This window comes from Enterobacteriaceae bacterium ESL0689, assembly GCA_029433525.1.
GTDB lineage: Bacteria > Pseudomonadota > Gammaproteobacteria > Enterobacterales > Enterobacteriaceae > JAQTIF01.
The window spans coordinates 678,301-698,306 of the sequence record JAQTIF010000002.1; the positions used below are offsets into that span (position 1 = coordinate 678,301).

17 protein-coding genes and 1 riboswitch are annotated in these 20,006 nt (G+C 52.3%); of the genes, 15 read left to right on the plus strand and 2 right to left on the minus strand.

Going from position 1 to position 20,006, the window contains the following annotated elements; translation table 11 throughout:
* The first annotated feature begins 273 nt into the window (after window positions 1–273).
* From vgrG to PT300_15030, 15 genes are all read left to right on the plus strand, one after another.
* A complete protein-coding gene (vgrG, locus tag PT300_14960) occupies window positions 274–2,994 on the plus strand; it encodes a type VI secretion system tip protein VgrG (GenBank protein ID MDF7681807.1) in 2,721 nt (906 codons plus the stop codon).
* Window positions 2,991–5,012 carry a phospholipase D-like domain-containing protein gene (locus tag PT300_14965; GenBank protein MDF7681808.1) on the plus strand — a complete coding sequence of 674 codons (2,022 nt, stop codon included), beginning with the start codon at window positions 2,991–2,993 and terminating at the stop codon, window positions 5,010–5,012. The genes vgrG and PT300_14965 overlap by 4 nt, the downstream gene beginning before the upstream one ends.
* A complete protein-coding gene (locus tag PT300_14970) occupies window positions 5,012–6,301 on the plus strand; it encodes a DUF6396 domain-containing protein (GenBank protein MDF7681809.1) in 1,290 nt (429 codons plus the stop codon). The genes PT300_14965 and PT300_14970 overlap by 1 nt, the downstream gene beginning before the upstream one ends.
* Before the next feature lie 12 nt (window positions 6,302–6,313).
* Window positions 6,314–6,562, plus strand: a complete 249-nt coding sequence (locus PT300_14975) for a hypothetical protein (GenBank protein MDF7681810.1) — start codon at window positions 6,314–6,316, stop codon at window positions 6,560–6,562.
* Between the two features lie 169 nt (window positions 6,563–6,731).
* Complete coding sequence (locus PT300_14980) at window positions 6,732–6,995, plus strand: PAAR domain-containing protein (protein ID MDF7681811.1); 264 nt, start codon at window positions 6,732–6,734, stop codon at window positions 6,993–6,995.
* A gap of 2 nt (window positions 6,996–6,997) precedes the next feature.
* Entirely contained in the window at window positions 6,998–8,239 is a 1,242-nt protein-coding gene (locus PT300_14985) for a hypothetical protein (protein MDF7681812.1), read from the plus strand.
* A gap of 45 nt (window positions 8,240–8,284) precedes the next feature.
* The gene (locus PT300_14990; protein ID MDF7681813.1) at window positions 8,285–11,683 is read left to right on the plus strand and encodes an ImcF-related family protein; all 3,399 of its coding nucleotides are present in this window, start codon (window positions 8,285–8,287) and stop codon (window positions 11,681–11,683) included.
* Window positions 11,684–11,800: 117 nt separating this feature from the next.
* On the plus strand, window positions 11,801–12,454 hold the full coding sequence (locus tag PT300_14995; protein MDF7681814.1) for a hypothetical protein: 654 nt from the start codon (window positions 11,801–11,803) through the stop codon (window positions 12,452–12,454).
* Between the two features lie 23 nt (window positions 12,455–12,477).
* Window positions 12,478–13,209 (plus strand): hypothetical protein, encoded by a 732-nt coding sequence (locus PT300_15000; protein MDF7681815.1) that lies wholly within the window; start codon window positions 12,478–12,480, stop codon window positions 13,207–13,209.
* Window positions 13,184–13,828, plus strand: coding sequence for a phospholipase D-like domain-containing protein (locus PT300_15005; GenBank protein ID MDF7681816.1), 645 nt, complete (start codon window positions 13,184–13,186; stop codon window positions 13,826–13,828). Before PT300_15000 ends, PT300_15005 begins: the two co-directional genes overlap by 26 nt.
* Window positions 13,828–15,117, plus strand: a complete 1,290-nt coding sequence (locus PT300_15010) for a DUF6396 domain-containing protein (GenBank protein ID MDF7681817.1) — start codon at window positions 13,828–13,830, stop codon at window positions 15,115–15,117. The genes PT300_15005 and PT300_15010 overlap by 1 nt, the downstream gene beginning before the upstream one ends.
* Before the next feature lie 12 nt (window positions 15,118–15,129).
* Entirely contained in the window at window positions 15,130–16,419 is a 1,290-nt protein-coding gene (locus tag PT300_15015) for a DUF6396 domain-containing protein (protein ID MDF7681818.1), read from the plus strand.
* Window positions 16,420–16,431: 12 nt separating this feature from the next.
* A complete protein-coding gene (locus tag PT300_15020; protein MDF7681819.1) occupies window positions 16,432–17,721 on the plus strand; it encodes a DUF6396 domain-containing protein in 1,290 nt (429 codons plus the stop codon).
* Between the two features lie 18 nt (window positions 17,722–17,739).
* The gene (locus tag PT300_15025; GenBank protein MDF7681820.1) at window positions 17,740–17,940 is read left to right on the plus strand and encodes a hypothetical protein; all 201 of its coding nucleotides are present in this window, start codon (window positions 17,740–17,742) and stop codon (window positions 17,938–17,940) included.
* Between the two features lie 212 nt (window positions 17,941–18,152).
* Window positions 18,153–18,581, plus strand: coding sequence for a hypothetical protein (locus PT300_15030; GenBank protein MDF7681821.1), 429 nt, complete (start codon window positions 18,153–18,155; stop codon window positions 18,579–18,581).
* Window position 18,582: 1 nt separating this feature from the next.
* Here the strand turns inward: PT300_15030 and PT300_15035 are convergent, their stop codons facing one another.
* Window positions 18,583–19,107, minus strand: a complete 525-nt coding sequence (locus PT300_15035; protein ID MDF7681822.1) for an RNA 2'-phosphotransferase — start codon at window positions 19,105–19,107, stop codon at window positions 18,583–18,585.
* A 364-nt stretch (window positions 19,108–19,471) separates the two neighbouring features.
* Entirely contained in the window at window positions 19,472–19,696 is a 225-nt protein-coding gene (locus PT300_15040) for a hypothetical protein (protein MDF7681823.1), read from the minus strand.
* 100 nt (window positions 19,697–19,796) lie between these two features.
* Window positions 19,797–19,972, plus strand: a riboswitch (cobalamin riboswitch).
* Window positions 19,973–20,006 lie beyond the last annotated feature (34 nt).

A 20,006-nucleotide genomic window follows, 5' to 3' on the forward strand; every position in this document is an offset into this window, starting at 1 on the left:
GGTCATCTTTTCGGCTGACGACAGAAATCATTGCTGCTGACCCTGTGTGCCGGGGGCTCCTGGAGAGCGGGAAACGGCGACGGCGGTAGCGTGTGTGAAAGCGCAGTAGCAGAGCCTGCTGTCAGCATGGCCGGATAGTCGTCAATAACCAGCAATACTCTGAATTAAAAAAATTCACCTCCTGATATGCCACCTGGAAATCCGGCTCATGACTTTTGCGTCATTAACGGAGCAAACCGGTTACTGACAAAACTTTATTTCTGTGGAGTCAATATGATCAATCAGCCCGATTTAATAACCCCTCCGCTCAGCGCCCTGACAGCAAAGGGCCTGAACCGCTACCGTCTGATTATTCCCTCCTGTCCGGCACTGCTGGATGTGGAGGAGTTCAGTGGCCGGGAATCACTGAGTGAGCTGTACCGTTACACCATTCAGTTCACCAGTGACGAAAGGAATATCGATGCACGCCAGATACTGAACCAGGGGGCCACGCTGACGATGGGCACCGGGCCGCTGCTGGCGCTGAACGGGCAGAAACGGGTTCACGGCGTGGTGACGTACTTCAGCCGGGTGGGCGGTTCGCGCGAGCAGGCGACCTATAAGATTGTACTCGAGCCGTCTCTGACGCGCCTGGACAGGCAGTTCCGCAGCCATCGTTTTCTGGTGGATAAATCGGTGCCGGAGGTGGTGAAGGCGGTGCTGGAAGAGCACGGCCTGCAGGGGTGGGAATATGAATTTCATCTTCACAGGGACTACCCGAAAAGGGAGCAGATAAACCAGTACCGCGAGAGTGACCTGGCGTTTACAGAGCGTCTGCTGGCGGAGGTGGGGATATTTTACTACTTCACGCTGCAGCCGGACACGCAGACAGAGGTGATTCATTTTGCCGACGGGCAGCATGCGTGGCGTTACGGAAAAAAGCTGCCACTGAACAGTCCGTCGGGGGCGAATGACGGCGGGGTGGAGTCGGTGTGGGGCGTGCAGGTCGGGCACAGGATGGTGGCGCGAACGGTAACCACCGGGGACTACAGTCACCGTGAGGCGCAGAACATCCTGACTTCAGAGGCGGCGGATATGAGTCGCGGCGAAGGGGAGGGGATGACGTATGGCGATGTTTACCGTTACGGAACGCGGCACCGTGAGCGTGGAGCGAAAATCAGTCCGGCCACGGAAAGCGGCAACTTTCTGGCGCAGCTGGCCCATGAACGTTTTCTGGCGGGGCAGAGCGCGGTAAGCGGGAGCAGCAGTGATGCGGGTCTGTGTCCGGGGCAGGTGCTGGACATCAGTGAAACGGTGATACCGCCGACGCTGCCGCGTGAGGCGGCGGGCGGCGTGCTGATAACCGTGGCAGATTACAGCGCGAGCCGGAAGAATGCGCTGCGGGTGGAGTGGCGGGGGATACCGTTTCGTGATAACCGCTGCTGGCGGCCGGAGGAGAAGGCGCGGCCGGTGATAAGCGGCACGCTGATGGCGCGGGTGACCAGTGCGAAAAGTGATGACATTTATGCATGGCAGGATGGTTCGGGGCTGTACCGGGTGCAGTTTGATGCTGACCGTGATGAAAAGAGCCGCGGGATGGAGAGCATGCTGGTCCGGCTGGCGAAGCCCTACGGCGGGGACAGATACGGATTTCACTTTCCACTGATACAGGGAACGGAAGTGGGGGTGGCGTTTCATGAGGGCGACCCGGACCGGCCCTATATTGCACATGTGCTGCATGACTCGCGGCACGAGGACCCGGTGACGGAGGCGAATCACACGCGCAATATACTGCGCACGGCGGGACTGAACAAGCTGCGGATGGAGGATAAACGCGGTGAAGAACACATCAAACTCAGCACCGAATATGGCGGAAAAACCCAGCTGAATCTTGGTCACAATGTGGATGCCTCACGCAGACTGCGCGGTGAAGGCGCAGAGCTGCGCACTGACCGCCATGTTGCCATCCGTGGTGGCGCGGGGGTGTTTATCACCGCTGACAGACAGCCGCAGGCGGGAGGCATGATGCTGGAGATGCAGCCAGCGCTGAACCGTCTGGAACAGTCGGCGAATGTCATGGAATCGCTCTCCGCTGATGCGCAGCGCGCGCAGGCGGAGCCGTCGCAGGTGGAAGCGCAGCTGGCGTTCATGCGTGAGCAGATAGAAAAGCTGAGCGCCGCGGTCACGCTGCTCAGTGCGCCACAGGGCATTGCGCTGAGCAGTGGAAAGCACCTGCAGCTGGCGGCGGACCACAACCTGATATGTACCGCCGGAAAAGATGCCGACATGGGGGTAATGAAACGGCTGTTTATTGGTGTGGGGGAAGGGCTCAGCCTGTTTGTCCGTAAGGTGGGGATGAAGCTGATAGCGAACCAGGGGCCGGTGACGGTACAGGCGCAGAACGACCAGATGCAGTTACTGGCGCGCAAGGGACTGGAGATAGTGAGTACGGATGAAGAAATACATATTGTGGCGAAAAAGAAAATCACGCTCAACGCCGGAGGCTCGTACATCACCCTCGACCCGTACTGCATAGAGCTGGGGACGACGGGTGATTTTAACGTGAAGTCAGTGGATTTCAGCTACAGCGGCCCGGCGAAAATGGACGCCACCCATCCGGACTACCCGCGCCTGCAGGAGACGGTGAAACAGTCTATGTATATTGACATGCTTCATGCACCAGATACAGCCGGTCTGAGTCTGGCAGGTATGCCATGGACGCTTTATGCGGATGGTAAAGAGATGAAAAAAGGGGTACTGGACAGCAATGGTCGTGTGGAAATTGACCATCAGGTGGTGACGCGGCGTTACCAGCTGAAACTGGCAAATGGTGTCAGCTATCAGATCCCGGTGGTGGAGGCGTACCGCAATCCTGAGCAGGGTGAGCTGGCTAACAAAGGGATACCGCATTATAAATCAGCAGCCACGACGGATACTGATAAATATAAACTGCGTAACCAGTATAACGCCGTACTTAATGACCGGACAGAGACGAATAAGGAAGAAAAAGAATGAACAGTGAAGATGAAAACATAGAAATTACGGTTCCTATTAACATCAATGAAACCCGGAAGGGAACCGGAACATTACCGTGGATAGTAAACGGGACGAAATATGAGCCTCGTCTTGCCAGCTGGAAACCGCTGGTCAATGGCGAGGAGGCGTTCAGGGAAGTCTATCTGGCGATTGAGAAAGCGCAGAAATCGGTGGACATCATCTGCTGGGGTTTTCAGCCGTCGATGTATTTTATCCGTGACGGCGAACATCCCTGTATCGGGGAACTGCTGGTAAAAATTGCCCGGGAAAGGGATATCAGGGTAAGAGTTCTGGGCTGGAAATATCCGTTAAATGCGGCCGGTGTTGCCGATGAGGCCAATCTTCCCGGCAGGTGGGGAATTAAAAACCGGGCCGGGCAGACCTCCACGGATAAGCAGTTTGCCTATGACCGCAAGTGGTTCCAGTATTATGAGACGGACGCAGATACAGTGAAAAACCGGAAAGAGGCAGAAAAAGAACTGACAGATTATGAGAAGCTGCTTTGTCTCCCGGACCTGCCGTACAGGGAATTAAAAGAGGCAATGCATGAATATCTTAAAGACAAATTCAGGAAAAAATACGGCAAGCCGGAATTTATTGGTCGTGGATTCGGCCCTGCTGAACGGGTAAAAATCATGCGCCGGGCGAGTTCCATGGCGGCAGATAAGGAACTCAGCACAGCCACAATCGGCATGATGGGTTTAGCCCCGACGCACCATCAGAAAACGGTGCTGGTGGATTATGAACTGCCGGAAATCGCGGTGGGTTTTGTGATGGGCCATAACATGCTGGATGAGTACTGGGACACGGATGCGCATTCGTCAAAACACCGCACAGAGGATGACCGTCTGCCGCCAGACAGAGGGGCAGGAGGCAATCTGCCACGCCAGGACATCTCCTGTATGGTGACCGGTCCGGTTCTTGAACAACTGCATGATAATTTTGCTGTTGCCTGGCAGGGTGCGACTGGCTGGATTAAAAGCAGTGGTGAGGATTTGCTGACCCTGCGTAATGCCGATGAGAAGGCGTCACGCCTCAAAATACACCGGGAATGTGGCGCACTGGTGTTTGCCCAGCTGTTACGCACACAGGCGCAGGAAAAGTCAGAGGCGACCGGAAAGGAATACACAGATGATATAGAAAGACTCTATCTGCAGACGGTACGTAACGCCACACAGTTTATCTATATTGAAAACCAGTATTTTCGCTGGCCGCCGCTGGCGGAGGTCATTCTTAAATCGGCGGCGGCGCAGACGAAAGGCGGGCGTGACCCGAAAGAGCACGGCAGCCTGCATCTGTTTGTGGTAACCAATGTTATTGATGAAGGGATTGGTAAAGGGACCCTGAATACCCAGCGAATGCTTGCGCTTCTCGGACGAAATGATGCGATATCCGGGGTGGTTAAACAGCTTAAAATCAATGAACTGACCGCAGAAACCTTCGACAAAGCTGGCAGTATTGCTGAGAAATATCAATCTCAGCTGGATAGCGGAGGGATACCTGATAAAGCGGTTATGCAGGAAATGGCGGCGGAACAGGGCAAGGTTATTGCAGACTATAAAGGGAAAGTGGATGAAATTAAGGCCAGTAAAATTTTGTCGGAGGACCGCCCGGGGCTGAAGGTGCATATCTGCTCGCTGGTGGCGCTGGATTCGCCCGCGGATAACTGGATGCCGGTCTATATTCACTCGAAGCTGATGATCATCGATGATGTTTTTACCACCCACGGTTCGGCGAATATCAACACCCGGAGTATGCAGGTGGACAGTGAAATGAATATTGCTCATGCGCGTAATGATGTAACGCAGGCCTTACGGAGAAGGCTGTGGAAGCTGCATACGAACGGGATGGGGGATCAGGATGATGCGGAAGAGGCGTTTAAAGCCTGGGATAATCTTCTAAGGGACAATAGCGATAACCAAGACAATAAATTATCACCATTAGCCCCGCTGATAAAATTCAATTACACCAATTATAACATTACGGACCTTGACTGATGCGCACCTTACTTTTGTTATTGTGCCTGTGGCTGGCCGCCTGTGACGGTGCCAGCGCCCCTTCTGTTATTTCAGATAAAAAGGAGGTCCGGATGGACCCGCTGAATGATATCAATGCCCGTCTGGCATTTACCTGTGTTCATGAGACTATTCCGGAACCCTCGGCCGACAGCGATATACTGTTTAAATACGCCCGCTGGTTACAGAAAAATAATCTGCTGAAGCAGGATGAAGCTGTAGATACAGAGGTAGGGCGGCTGTATCGCATTGCAGCGGAGAATGGTCACTATAAAGCGATGATTAATTTACAGAATGGTGGGCTGCGTGGTCATTTTCACCTGAACCGTGAGGAGCGTCTGCGCTTCAGCCAGCAGTTAATTGATGCGAAAGTGGCTACCGGCTATTACTTTATCGCTATCTTTCTGCAGAATGGTATTGCCGGACTGAAGCAGGATGAAGAGATGGCACTGCGCTACTACCGTAAGGCAGCAGATGAAGGCAGTGCTAATGCACAAGCTTATATCGGAAAGAAACTGGCCCCCATCGATTTAGCACCGGATGTTGCCCGGCAGATGCGTCGATGTGCTGCTGAACAAGGGGAAGGAGAGGCTGCCAGTGATCTGGGCGTTAATCTTAAAAACCGTAAACGATATCAGGAAGCACTTGAAGCTTTTCAGTTAGGAGTTGCTGCAGGAGCACCTGGTTCTGCCAGTTTTCTGGAACATGGGTTTATTAGCACAGACCCAACAGATCGTCTTTATTATCTGGGTCAGCAAAAAGATGAAGAACGTTCCCGTCGCTATAAAGCCATTGGTGATATGTTGTCAGGGTACTCCTATGCCCACCCCAAAGTCCCGGAAATCAATGAAATCGTCCCGCTGCCGCCTGCGCCGCTCCCGGCCTGGGATGGCAAACTGAAATGGGTAGAGGAATACAAAGCCAATATCGAACCCCCAAAACCCAGCGACAGACTGATCGTCGACCTGGCCAACGCAAAACAACTGAATCCACAAACCGGGCGGCCACTGCCCAGCTCACCGGACTTCGCCAGCAACAGTGCCCCCCGCATCCTGTGCCGCACCGGTGAACCCTGCCCGAAAAGTGGCTACTGGAAAATCGCCTGGATACCGAATGTGGGTGTCAGTAAAGAAGAAACGCGCTATTTCCGCGAAGGGCAGATTATGCCCACCGACCGGGTCGTCAAAGTCATCCATCGCCCGTGGCCGTTCAAGGCCAAATGGCTGCAGGAAGACCAGCATGTGGACTGGAAGTTTATGGGCGAAGCATAAGGAAGAAGAAACATGAATCGTCTGACCCTGCTGCTGTGCCTGTTGCTGGCGGCCTGTGACGGCACCAGCGCCTCTTCTGTTATTTCAGATAAAAAAGCGGCTCAGATAGGGGCGGCAATCAGTGGTAGTGGATGTGGAGAAGTATGCAGTAATAACCTGTCAATACTTCAAACGGCGAGTGGTATATTAGCCGCTCTGGCCGTTGTCATTTTCTTTATTCCCTCATCATCTAAAAAAAAGAATGATGAAATACCAAAGTAATATTATGTCGCTATTGCCTGTCTTGTCATTATTATGTAATGCAGTGAACTTTTTTATCATTAAAAGCACATGATTTTTACCGTAATGACAGCAGATGTTATCGGTGCGATCTAAAAAACTTAAAAAATCATTATATAAAATTCCTTTTCATTCCTCTGAGGAATAAATCATGAAAGGTATTATTCGTGTAGGTGATAAAACCACGGGCGGTGGTCGGGTCTTAAGTGGCTCCACGAAAATGAAGTTTCATGGCATTGGGGTCGCCCGCCTGGGCGACCCGGTGAATTGTGCCATCCAGGGACATGGCCAGACGGTGATTGTCCAGGGTCACCCCACTTTTAAGGATCACGGCGTGCCGGTCGCTTTTGATAATTATCTTTGTGGCTGTGGCTGCCGGTTAATCTCCAGCCTGCCTCAGGCGATGGCGGAATAACCATGGCCGTCAATTTAAAGCAGATCCCACCACCTGTTCCACAGCCACGGCCACCGCTCTGGTGGCTCTGGCTGCTGCTGCTGATAATCATGCTGCTGGCCGGAGTGGCCGATACCCTGCTGCGTCATCTCTCCCGCCCGGCCATTAACACCGGGGCTTTCTGGAGTTCAGCGCTGGGGCTTCCGGTACTGGGCTGGCTCATCTTACTGGCATTACGGGTCACCTGGTATAAAGGACAGTCAGCAATGGCACACAGCCGGAACAGGGAGCGTGAGCACCTGCTTCGCCATGCCATTCAGCGCGGGCAACGGCACTTAAATATTCTGGCGATGAGCCTGCACAGCGCCCTGCGTGAGCCCGATGATGCGGAGGGTGAAAAACAGTGGCAGGCCTTTAGCGGAAAAGAAAAGGGATTGAAAACACAGCCCACCTGGCACAGTGATGAAGGGGAACGCCACAGTCGTCTGATACGTAAAGAGGGGGAAAGCGACCCGCAGATGCTGAGCCGTATGCTGACGAAAACACTTCAGGAACTGACGCCTGCGTATACTGCTCTGTCGGCAGATATCCCGCTGACACTGTTACTGGACAGTCACAGCAGTCTGCCCGCCGGAGAGGTGACGGCACTCTGGCAGGCGAGCCTGGTAGCGAGTGGCATCCGGGCCCCCTCCGCTCAGCTCACCGGGAGCGGGCTGGCGGCAGTGGATCAATGGCTGGATGACCCGCGCAATGCACGGGCGCTGCTGCTGATTATTGCCATTCAGGTGATCCCGCAACAGACCACCGGTTCCGCAGAAAGCGTCGTCGGGTTATTGCTGGCCGGACAGGTGCTGAAATCAGCACCGATAGCCCGCTTACATCGCCCGGAAAAAATGCATCACACCAGCGAGGAAGATTTCCGCTATGCCCTGAATCAGGCGCTGGAGTGGGTGCCGATCGCCCCGCAGGCGGTCAGCCGGGGATTTCTGGCGGGCGTTAATTCTGGCTGGCATAAAGCCGTGATGACTGGCTTACAGGCGATCAATAGTCCGATCAATGCCGCTCAGGCGCTCAGTGATTTTGGCGAGACGCTGGGCTACCCCGGCCCGGCAACGCCATGGGTGGCAGTGAGCTGTGCGGCGGCCTGTTATGGCGGGGAACCACAGCTGATTATCAGCGGCGATAACCAGGATACGACGCCACTGTGGATCACCATGGTGACGCCGCCGGAAGAAGATCCGCAGGATAACAGCTGCGAAAAATAACAGACACCCCATTATTTATTCAGATAATTATGGCAGGTAAAACAGATGGATAAATCAGATAACACCGGGCACTGGAGTGGTCACTTTGGTTTTATCGTCGCGCTACTGACAGCTATTGGCTGGGGTATTTATCGCTATGGCGACCTGCTGGGGCTGAACACCCCGCTGGCGAAGCTGTATGCGTTTTTATGCCTGTGTCTTATCATTCTGCTACTCCGTTATGGCGGAGAGCTTATTCTGTTTTTGCGCAATATCCGGCGTGAAGACACGACGGCAACCAGATCTCCGCCAGCCGGTGAATCATGGCTCACTTCTCATGGTGCTGAGAGGTTATCTGATCTGAAGCAGGCACTGCATTACCAGTATGGCGGCGGATGGCGGCGTAAAGTGAGCATCCTGTTGCTGACCGGCCGGGCGGCAGAGGTGGACGCGCTGGCTCCCGGACTCAGTACCCAGCTGTGGCTTGAGGATCAGGGCACCGTACTGGTATGGGGTGGCGATATGGATATCCCCCCGGATGACGCATGGTTCAGTGATATCAGTAAATTATCACGTCGCCCGGCAGACGCCATAGTGTGGGTAACCCGGGCGTTTGATCACATGGCTTACCTGAATGCCCCGGCGGAAAACAGTCCACCGTCGTCGGCGGAGATGGACAGCATTGCCCGGCGTATTCACACCCGCTTTGATCAGCTTGGCTGGCGATTACCACTTTATGTCTGGTCAGTCGCCGGAAGAGAAACCCGGCCAGGACGGGTTGTTCAGTCAGTGGGATACCTGCTGCCTGCGCAGGCAAACGCTGATGATATTACCGCCCGGCTTAACACCCTCAGCGAAGCCCTGATCCCCCAGGGCATACAACAGATATGTATCGATCCCCATTACAGCTGGTTGCTTGATTTAAGCATTCAGTTGTCGGAGAGCGCGGAGAAGATCAGCGAGCCACTGTCGGTGTTGCTGACCCCATACCGCCCGCTACCACTGGCGGGGATGATGTTCAGCCCTGCGGCGCCTGAGGCCGTCAGGGAGACAAAACACCACTGGGGCCGGGATAGCCGCTGGGATGTGCTGCACTCCTCTCTGCCAGAGCTTCCGCCCGCGCTGTGTGCCCGCAGAAAGCGTGTCGGGTTATGGCGCGTTTCGCGCCTCGTGATGGCGACAGGCATGGCCAGCTGGGCGATATGGATGGGAATATCCTACATCAGCAACCGCAGCCAGATAACAGAGAGCGGGCTTATCGCTGCGCAGGCGGCACAGACCGGCCCGTCGCTGACGGCGCGGCTGCAGGCGCTGGCGGGGCTGCAGAAGACGCTGGCGCAGCTGCAGTACCGGGCTGAGCACGGGGTGCCGTGGTATCAGCGTGCCGGGCTGAGTCACAATGAGCAGTTACTGACGGCGCTGTGGCCGCGTTATCAGGCCAGTGCTCAGCCGCTGTTGCGAGATGCGGCGGCGGCGCATCTGCAGGGGCAGCTGAGCGCCTTTACGGCACTACCGCCGGACAGCCCGCTGCGCGAGAAGCAGGCAAAAAGTGCCTATGACCAGCTGAAGCTGTATCTGATGCTGACCCGTCCGGCGCACATGAATGCGGCGTGGTTCAGTAAAACGCTGCTGGCGGACTGGCCGGTACGCGACGGCGTGGAACGTGGTGTCTGGCAGGGAATAGCGCCATCGCTGCTGTCATTTTATGGTGCCCAGCTGGCGGAACATCCTGACTGGCACGGGATGGCGGACGAGTCGCTGACGGGGCAGAGCCGGGCGCTGCTGATACGGCTGATGGGGATGCGTAACAGCGAATCGGGGCTGTATCAGAAGATGCTTGCCAGGGTGGCAAATCTGTACAGTGATATGCGGCTTGAGGATATGACGGGCGATACGGATGCCGGAAGGTTGTTCAGCACGGATGAAGTGGTGCCGGGGATGTTTACCCGCCAGGCGTGGGAGCAGGCGGTGAAGCCAGCGATAGCCGGGGTAGTGAAGAGTCGGCGGGATGAGCTGGACTGGGTACTGACCGACAGTCAGCACTCACTTATCTCCCTGGAAGATATCTCCCCGCAGGCGCTGGAGCAGCGGCTGACTGAGCGTTACTTTGCCGATTTTGGCAATGCGTGGCTGGGTTTCCTCAACAGCCTGCGCTGGAAGCGGGCGACCACCTTATCTGATGCCATCGACCAGCTGACCCTGATGGCTGATGTGCGTCAGTCGCCGCTGGTGGCGCTGATGAACACCCTCAGTGTACAGGGTCGCACCGGGCAGAGCGGTGAGGCGATCGCCGCCTCGCTGGTGAAATCGGCGAAAAATCTGCTCAATAAGGAGCGGCCGGTCATCGACCAGCAGGCGGGTGAGCACGGGCCACTGGAAGAGACCTTTGGTCCTCTGCTGGCGCTGCTGGATCGAACCCGCAGTGGCGGTGAGGCACCGGTATTTTCCTCCTATCTGACGCGAGTGACCCAGGTACGGCTGCGGCTGCAGCAGGTGACCAATGCGGCCGATCCGCAGGCGATGACCCACACCCTGGCGCGCACGGTATTTGAGGGAAAATCGGTGGATCTCACCGATACCCGCGACTATGGCAGTCTGCTGGCGGCCGGTCTGGGTCAGGAGTGGAGCGGATTTGGCCGCACGGTATTTGTCGCGCCGATGGAGCAGGCATGGCAGCAGGTACTGAGCCCGGCGGCAGAAAGTCTGAATGTTCAGTGGCAGGACGCGGTGGTCAGTGAATGGAATGCCGCCTTTGGTGGTCGTTATCCGTTTGCGGACAGCAGCAGTGATGTCTCACTGTCCCTGCTGGCGCGCTATATCAGTGCTGATAACGGGCATATCAGTCGTTTTTTACACACCCGGCTGAACGGACTGCTGCACCGGGAGGGCAACCACTGGGTGGCGGACAGCATCAATGCCCGGGGGCTGACATTTAATCCGGCGTTTATCCGTGCCATCAACATCCTGAGCCAGACAGCGGAGGTGGCCTTTGCTGACGGCAACAGCGGAATACATTTTGAGCTGCGCCCGGGGACGGCGGAAGGGGTGATGGAGACCGAGCTGGTTATCGACAGCCAGCGGCTCAGTTACATGAATCAGATGCCGGAATGGAAGCGTTTCGCCTGGCCAGCCGACAGTGAAGCGCCGGGGGCGACTTTAAGCTGGATAAGCACCCGTGCGGGCACCCGCCAGTATGCGAATATAGCGGGGAGCTGGGGCTGGATACGGCTGCTGGACAAGGCAACGGTCAGTGCGTGGCCGGGGGTGGACAGCAGCTATCGCCTGAGCTGGCATGCCCCGGACGGGCGATCACTGAATTACACCCTGCGCACGGAGGCGGGAGAGGGGCCGCTGGCATTACTGAAGCTGCGGCACTTCCGGCTACCGGAGACGATATTCAGTGTCACCCCGGTGGCGGATGATGTGGAGACCGGGGCGAATGAAGCGATACAGGGAATGTATTAATTCGTGACCTGAGTGCTTTGCCTCAGAAACCACGGCAGAGACTGAGCGCCATGAACTGCGTAACCAGTATAACGCCGTACTTAATGACCGGACAGAGACGAATAAGGAAGAAAAAGAATGAACAGTGAAGATGAAAACATAGAAATTACGGTTCCTATTAACATCAATGAAACCCGGAAGGGAACCGGAACATTACCGTGGATAGTAAACGGGACGAAACATGAGCCTCGTCTTGCCAGCTGGAAACCGCTGGTCAATGGCGAGGAGGCGTTCAGGGAAGTCTATCTGGCGATTGAGAAAGCGCAGAAATCGGTGGACATCATCTGCTGGGGTTTTCAGCCGTCGATGTATTTTATCCGTGACGGCGAACATCCCTGTATCGGGGAACTGCTGGTAAAAATTGCCCGGGAAAGGGATATCAGGGTAAGAGTTCTGGGCTGGAAATATCCGTTAAATGCGGCCGGTGTTGCCGATGAGGCCAATCTTCCCGGCAGGTGGGGAATTAAAAACCGGGCCGGGCAGACCTCCACGGATAAGCAGTTTGCCTATGACCGCAAGTGGTTCCAGTATTATGAGACGGACGCAGATACAGTGAAAAACCGGAAAGAGGCAGAAAAAGAACTGACAGATTATGAGAAGCTGCTTTGTCTCCCGGACCTGCCGTACAGGGAATTAAAAGAGGCAATGCATGAATATCTTAAAGACAAATTCAGGAAAAAATACGGCAAGCCGGAATTTATTGGTCGTGGATTCTACCTGCTGAACGGGTAAAAATCATGCGCCGGGCGAGTTCCATGGCGGCAGATAAGGAACTCAGCACAGCCACAATCGGCATGATGGGTTTAGCCCCGACGCACCATCAGAAAACGGTGCTGGTGGATTATGAACTGCCGGAAATCGCGGTGGGTTTTGTGATGGGCCATAACATGCTGGATGAGTACTGGGACACGGATGCGCATTCGTCAAAACACCGCACAGAGGATGACCGTCTGCCGCCAGACAGAGGGGCAGGAGGCAATCTGCCACGCCAGGACATCTCCTGTATGGTGACCCATCCGGTTCTTGAACAACTGCATGATAATTTTGCTGTTGCCTGGCAGGGTGCGACTGGCTGGATTAAAAGCAGTGGTGAGGATTTGCTGACCCTGCGTAATGCCGATGAGAAGGCGTCACGCCTCAAAATACACCGGGAATGTGGCGCACTGGTGTTTGCCCAGCTGTTACGCACACAGGCGCAGGAAAAGTCAGAGGCGACCGGAAAGGAATACACAGATGATATAGAAAGACTCTATCTGCAGACGGTACGTAACGCCACACAGTTTATCTATATTGAAAACCAGTATTTTCGCTGGCCGCCGCTGGCGGAGGTCATTCTTAAATCGGCGGCGGCGCAGACGAAAGGCGGGCGTGACCCGAAAGAGCACGGCAGCCTGCATCTGTTTGTGGTAACCAATGTTATTGATGAAGGGATTGGTAAAGGGACCCCTGAATACCCAGCGAATGCTTGCGCTTCTCGGACGAAATGATGCGATATCCGGGGTGGTTAAACAGCTTAAAATCAATGAACTGACCGCAGAAACCTTCGACAAAGCTGGCAGTATTGCTGAGAAATATCAATCTCAGCTGGATAGCGGAGGGATACCTGATAAAGCGGTTATGCAGGAAATGGCGGCGGAACAGGGCAAGGTTATTGCAGACTATAAAGGGAAAGTGGATGAAATTAAGGCCAGTAAAATTTTGTCGGAGGACCGCCCGGGGCTGAAGGTGCATATCTGCTCGCTGGTGGCGCTGGATTCGCCCGCGGATAACTGGATGCCGGTCTATATTCACTCGAAGCTGATGATCATCGATGATGTTTTTACCACCCACGGTTCGGCGAATATCAACACCCGGAGTATGCAGGTGGACAGTGAAATGAATATTGCTCATGCGCGTAATGATGTAACGCAGGCCTTACGGAGAAGGTTATGGAAGCTGCATACGAACGGGATAGGGGATCAGGATGATGCAGAAATAGCATTTAAGAAATGGGATGATGTTATTAATCAGAATTACAGCAGGCAATACGGAACCGTAAAGGCTCCCCCACTGGCCCCGCTGATAAAATTTGATTACATCAAATATAACATTACGGACATGGACTGATGCGCGCTTTACTTTTGTTATTGTGCCTGTGGCTGGCAGCCTGTGACGGTGCCAGCGCCCCTTCTGTTATTTCAGATAAAAAGGAGGTCCGGATGGACCCGCTGAATGATATCAATGCCCGTCTGGCATTTACCTGTGTTCATGAAACTATCCCGGAACCCTCTGCCGACAGCGATATACTATTTAAATACGCCCGCTGGTTACAGAAAAATAATCTGCTGAAGCAGGATGAAGCTGTAGATACAGAGGTAGGGCGGCTGTATCGCATTGCAGCGGAGAATGGTCACTATAAAGCGATGATTAATTTACAGAATGGTGGGCTGCGTGGTCATTTTCATCTGAACCGTGAGGAGCGTCTGCGCTTCAGCCAGCAGTTAATTGATGCGAAGGTGGCTACCGGCTATTACTTTATCGCTATCTTTCTGCAAAACGGTGTCGCCGGGCTGAAGCAGGATGAAGAGATGGCACTGCGCTACTACCGTAAGGCAGCGGATGAGGGCAGCGCTGATGCACAGGCTTATATTGCGGAAAAATTTTTTGTGGCGGGCACTGCCTATGATGTGGCTGAACAGATGCGCAGATGCGCAGCGGAACAGGGAGCGGGAGAGTCTGCTAACTATCTGGCTATAGGTTTAAAAGATCAAAAGCGCTATAAAGAATCGCTGGAAGCCTTTCAGCTGGGCGTGGCCGCAGGGAATGTGAGTTCTGCCAGCTTTCTGGAAAATGGATTTAGTGGTGTCGAACCAACCGATGAGCTTTATTATATAGGTCAGCAAAAAGATGAAGAACGTTCCCGTCGCTATAAAGCCATTGGTGATGTGTTGTCAAGGTACTCCTACGTCCACCCCAAAGTCCCTGAAATCAATGAAATCGTCCCGCTGCCGCCTGCGCCGCTTCCTGCCTGGGATGGCAAACTGAAATGGATAGAGGAGTACGACGCCAATGTCGAACCCCCAAAACCCACCGACAGATTGATCGTCGACCTGGCCAACGCAAAACAACTGAATCCACAAACCGGCAGGCCGTTACCCAGCTCGCCGGACTTCGCCAGCAACAGTGCCCCCCGCATCCTGTGCCGTACCGGCGAACCCTGCCCGAAAAGCGGCTACTGGAAAATCGCCTGGATACCGAATGTGGGTGTCAGTAAAGAAGAAACGCGCTATTTCCGCGAAGGGCAGATTATGCCCACCGACCGGGTCGTCAAAGTCATCCATCGCCCGTGGCCGTTCAAGGCCAAATGGCTGCAGGAAGACCAGCATGTGGACTGGAAGTTTATGGGCGAAGCATAAGGAAGGAAAAACATGAATCGTCTGACCCTGCTGCTGTGCCTGTTGCTGGTGACCTGTGATGGCGCCAGCACGCCTTTTGTTATTTCAGATAAAAAAGCGGCTCAGATGAAGCCGCTGAATGATATCAATGTCCGGCTGACGTTTACCTGCAAACACCAGACTATTCCTGAACCTTCGGCCGACAGCGATGTGCTGTTTAAATACGCCCGCTGGCTGCAGAAAAATAATCTGCTGAAGCAGGATAAAAAGGTGGATACAGAAGTGGAGCGACTGTATCGCATTGCCGCCGAAAATGGCCATTATAAAGCGATGGTCAATTTACAAAACGGCGCATTAAGGGGGCATTTTTCGCTGACCAGTGAAGAACGCCTGCGTTTCAGCCAGCGGATGATAGATGCGAAAGTGGCCGCTGGTTACTACTTTATTGCTATTTATCTGCAACAGGGTTCCGCCGGGTTAAAACAAGACCCGGAAATGGCCCTGCGTTACTTCCGTAAGGCGGCGGATGAGGGGAATCCACAGGCGCAAGACTATGTTGGAGAAAAGTTGTCTCCTGCAAAAATGGCACCGCAGGTCGCCATGCAAATGTTCCGTTGTGCGGCAGAACAGGGTGAAGGGCAAGCGGCAACCTCATTAGGCATTATGCAGTCAATTGATAAAAAGTACCAGGAAGCGGTTAAGGCATTTCAATTAGGTGTAGCCGCTGGAGATACTACTTCTGCTATCGCTTTGTATCATGGTTTTGATGATCCTGAGCCTACGGATAGATTGTATTACCTTGCATTACAAAAAGATCCTGAACGAGCCAGACGCTATAAGGTAATAAGTAGTATTTTATCAGACTACTCCTACGTCCACCCCAAAGTCCCGGAAATCAATGAAATCGTCCCGCTGCCGCCTGCGCCGCTTCCGGCCTGGGATGGCAAACTGAAATGGATAGAGGAGTACGACGCCAATATCGAACCCCAAAAACCCAGCGACAGACTGATCGTCGACCTGGCCAACGCAAAACAACTAAATCCACAAACCGGGCGGCCACTACCCAGCTCGCCGGACTTCGCCAGCAACAGTGCCCCCCGCATCCTGTGCCGCACCGGCGAACCCTGCCCGAAAAGCGGTTACTGGAAAATCGCCTGGATACCGAATGTGGGTGTCAGTAAAGAAGAAACGCGCTACTTCCGCGAAGGGCAGATTATGCCCACCGACCGGGTCGTCAAAGTCATCCATCGCCCGTGGCCGTTCAAGGCCAAATGGCTGCAGGAAGACCAGCATGTGGACTGGAAGTTTATGGGCGAAGCATAAGGAAGAAAAAACATGAATCGTCTGACCCTGCTGCTGTGTCTGTTGCTGGCAGCCTGTGATGGTGCCAGCACACCGTTATCGCCTGGTGCTAAAAGAGCGACTCAGATGGACCCGCTGAATGATATTAATGCCCGTCTGGCATTTACCTGTGTTCATGAGACTATTCCGGAACCCTCGGCCGACAGCGATATACTGTTTAAATACGCCCGCTGGCTGCAGAAAAATAATCTGCTGAAGCAGGATGAAGCTGTAGATACAGAGGTAGGGCGGCTGTATCGCATTGCAGCGGAGAATGGTCACTATAAAGCGATGATTAATTTACAGAATGGTGGGCTGCGCGGTCATTTTCATCTGAACCGTGAGGAGCGTCTGCGTTTCAGCCAGCGGTTAATTGATGCGAAAGTGGCTACCGGTTATTACTTTATCGCTATCTTTCTGCAGGAGGGTGTCGCCGGACTGAAGCAGGATGAGGAAATGGCACTGCGCTACTACCGTAAGGCAGCGGATGAAGGCAGTGCCGATGCACAGGCTTATATCGGGAAGAAATTAGCCCCTATTGATTTAGCCCCGGATGTTGCCCGGCAGATGCGCCGGTGTGCGGCAGAGCAGGGTAATGGTACAGCTGCATTGTCTCTTGGAATTGATTTAAAAGGAGATAAAATTTACAAAGAGTCGCTGGAAGCCTTTCAGCTGGGCGTGGCCGCAGGGAATGTGAGTTCTGCCAGCTTTCTGGAAAATGGATTTAGTGGTGTCGAACCAACCGATGAGCTTTATTATATAGGTCAGCAAAAAGATGAAGAACGTTCCCGTCGCTATAAAGCCATTGGTGATGTGTTGTCAAGGTACTCCTACGTCCACCCCAAAGTCCCGGAAATCAATGAAATCGTCCCGCTGCCGCCTGCGCCGCTTCCGGCCTGGGATGGCAAACTGAAATGGATAGAGGAGTACGACGCCAATATCGAACCTCCAAAACCCAGCGACAGACTGATCGTCGACCTGGCCAACGCAAAACAACTGAATCCACAAACTGGCCGTCCACTGCCCAGCTCGCCGGACTTCGCCAGCAACAGTGCGCCCCGCATCCTGTGCCGTACCGGCGAACCCTGCCCGAAAAGCGGTTACTGGAAAATCGCCTGGATACCGAATGTGGGTGTCAGTAAAGAAGAAACGCGCTACTTCCGCGAAGGGCAGATTATGCCCACCGACCGGGTCGTCAAAGTCATCCATCGCCCGTGGCCGTTCAAGGCCAAATGGCTGCAGGAAGACCAGCATGTGGACTGGAAGTTTATGGGCGAAGCATAAGCACAAGGAAGAAAGAATATGAATCGTCTGACCCTGCTGCTGGCCTGTGCGCTGCGCTTTCTCCGCGCTATCCGTATCCAGGCTGATTGCGTCAATAACCCGGTGGGCCAGGCTATAAAGGTATCATTATTAAAAGATGTTGCTTCACAAAAGAAATGGTGGCTACAACATCACTGGATGACCGCAATCAGGTTCGTTTCTTGCCCGTTGTTATCCTGATGGTTCAGCATACAAATGCTGATCAACGGGTAACGAATAGACTATTTGATGGTCCTGATCCAACAGATGAACTTTACTATAAGCTCGTGGCTGGGAAAAATATGAAACCTGGGGAGAAACAATTAAATGGCGAATAAATAATCAGCCCGGGAATTTTATTAAACAAAATCCAAATGGTTCTACTCAATCTCCAAAAATAAAAGGTAAAAATAATGTCTAATATATTTTTATATGATACTCCTATACTACCCAATGATTTTACTTTTCCGCAAAGCTATATTGATACAGTAAAGGCTGATAATGTTATTAAAATAGAACCATGGGTTTTTTTATGTCACGATATTGGGATGTCTTTAAGTTATTATGGATCATTACTCATCAAATATAAGGATCATCCTTTAATACCATTTGCTATAGCAAATGATCAGTCAGGTTTCTTTAATGATGGATATGTTATTTTAGCTTGTTTTGATGGAAACGATAAAACTGGATATCCTAAAATTTATTTTCATGATTATGGTTATAATGGAAAAATTCCTGATTGGGATAAACGATATTATTTAGGTAATTTCTCTGTTTGGCTTGAATTGGCAAAAGAAGAATCAGCCCAATATAAAGCGGAACGGGCTGATTTTGAGTGATTTAATCAAATATTAAAAAATCAGTAGAAACATGATGAGTTAACCAAACGCCATTATCAGCCAGGTAAAATCTGAAGCTTTGTTGATACATTGATAGGGCTTTGATTTTAAGTACAATAGGTTTGCCATGTCGTTGCCCTACAGAGATAGCGGTCTGTTCATCAACAGATAAATGTACATAATGACGATCACCTGCAATTAATCCTTGTTCTTTAATTGAATTTATAAAACGCGTTGCTGTCCCATGATATAAAAATTCTGGCGGAATCTGCTCTATATAATTAATATTAACTTGTTTAGTTGAATGTCCTTGTGCTGCTCGAATTTTTAATCCGTCATCTGAAATCGTAAAACGTTTTTTATCATTTGTTTTTGTTACTTGTTCAATAAGTTCTTTTGTTAACGATTCACCATATTGCCTGGCATGCATAATTAAATCATCAATATTAGCCCATCCATCAGAATCTAGTTTTAGATTAATGGCTTCTGGTTGATGTCTTAGAATGTAACTTAAAAATTTGCTTATTTTATCTAATTATTTACGCATGTTTTATTTTTACCCAATTATATATATTTTAATCTATGATTTAATTTTAGATATTTGATTAATTTATAGCACCATATAATAACAATCAGTTTAGACTATTTTTCTTACATTGTCTTTATTGATAGATATTTATCTAATAATTTTCTAAATAGCTTATATGGACACCATCTTCGATGCAAGCACCGGCAGATCTTTTCTGACAATGTAGTCACAAACATATATTCGGCTTCATGAGCCCTGATGAAAATCCGTACTCTCTGGCCTCATTAGCGCCAAATAGTAGATCACTTTGAGGGAACTCAGCCCGGATTTTGTGATCTGATCAATTGCCAAATATCCCACATCACCTACCGGACTGAGCGATGACAATCATAGCGCCAATACAGACTTCGCCAGTAACAGTGCCCCCCGCATCCTGTGCCGCACTGGCGAACCCTGCCCGTTGCGCTTTTTCCGCGCTATCCGTGTTCAGACTGGCTGCGTCAATAACGCCTGCTGGGCCAGGCTCTGATATAACTGTTATTCTTCCGGTGACGACCACCATAATCAGCATCAGCTTGTTTATCATGTTGTTTTTGTGATATACCACATTGTTATGAAGCGTTTTTTTTATTAGCCTAGCTAATAGTGGTAAAAATGCGGAGTGATTATCAAGGATAACGAATCACGCATAATTTAAGCTGACAGGTTCAACACATTTGTGCCAGGGAAGGGGGTAAAAATCCCCCGCAGCCCCCGCTGCTGTGATGCTGACAACCCCGTAAAAACCACTGATCGCAAGATTGGGAAGGATGGGCGAGGAAGACGCTAAGCCAGAAGACCTGCCTGTTAGTCGATAGTCAACAACTTCGGTGGGAAGTGGGTTGTCCATGCGCATA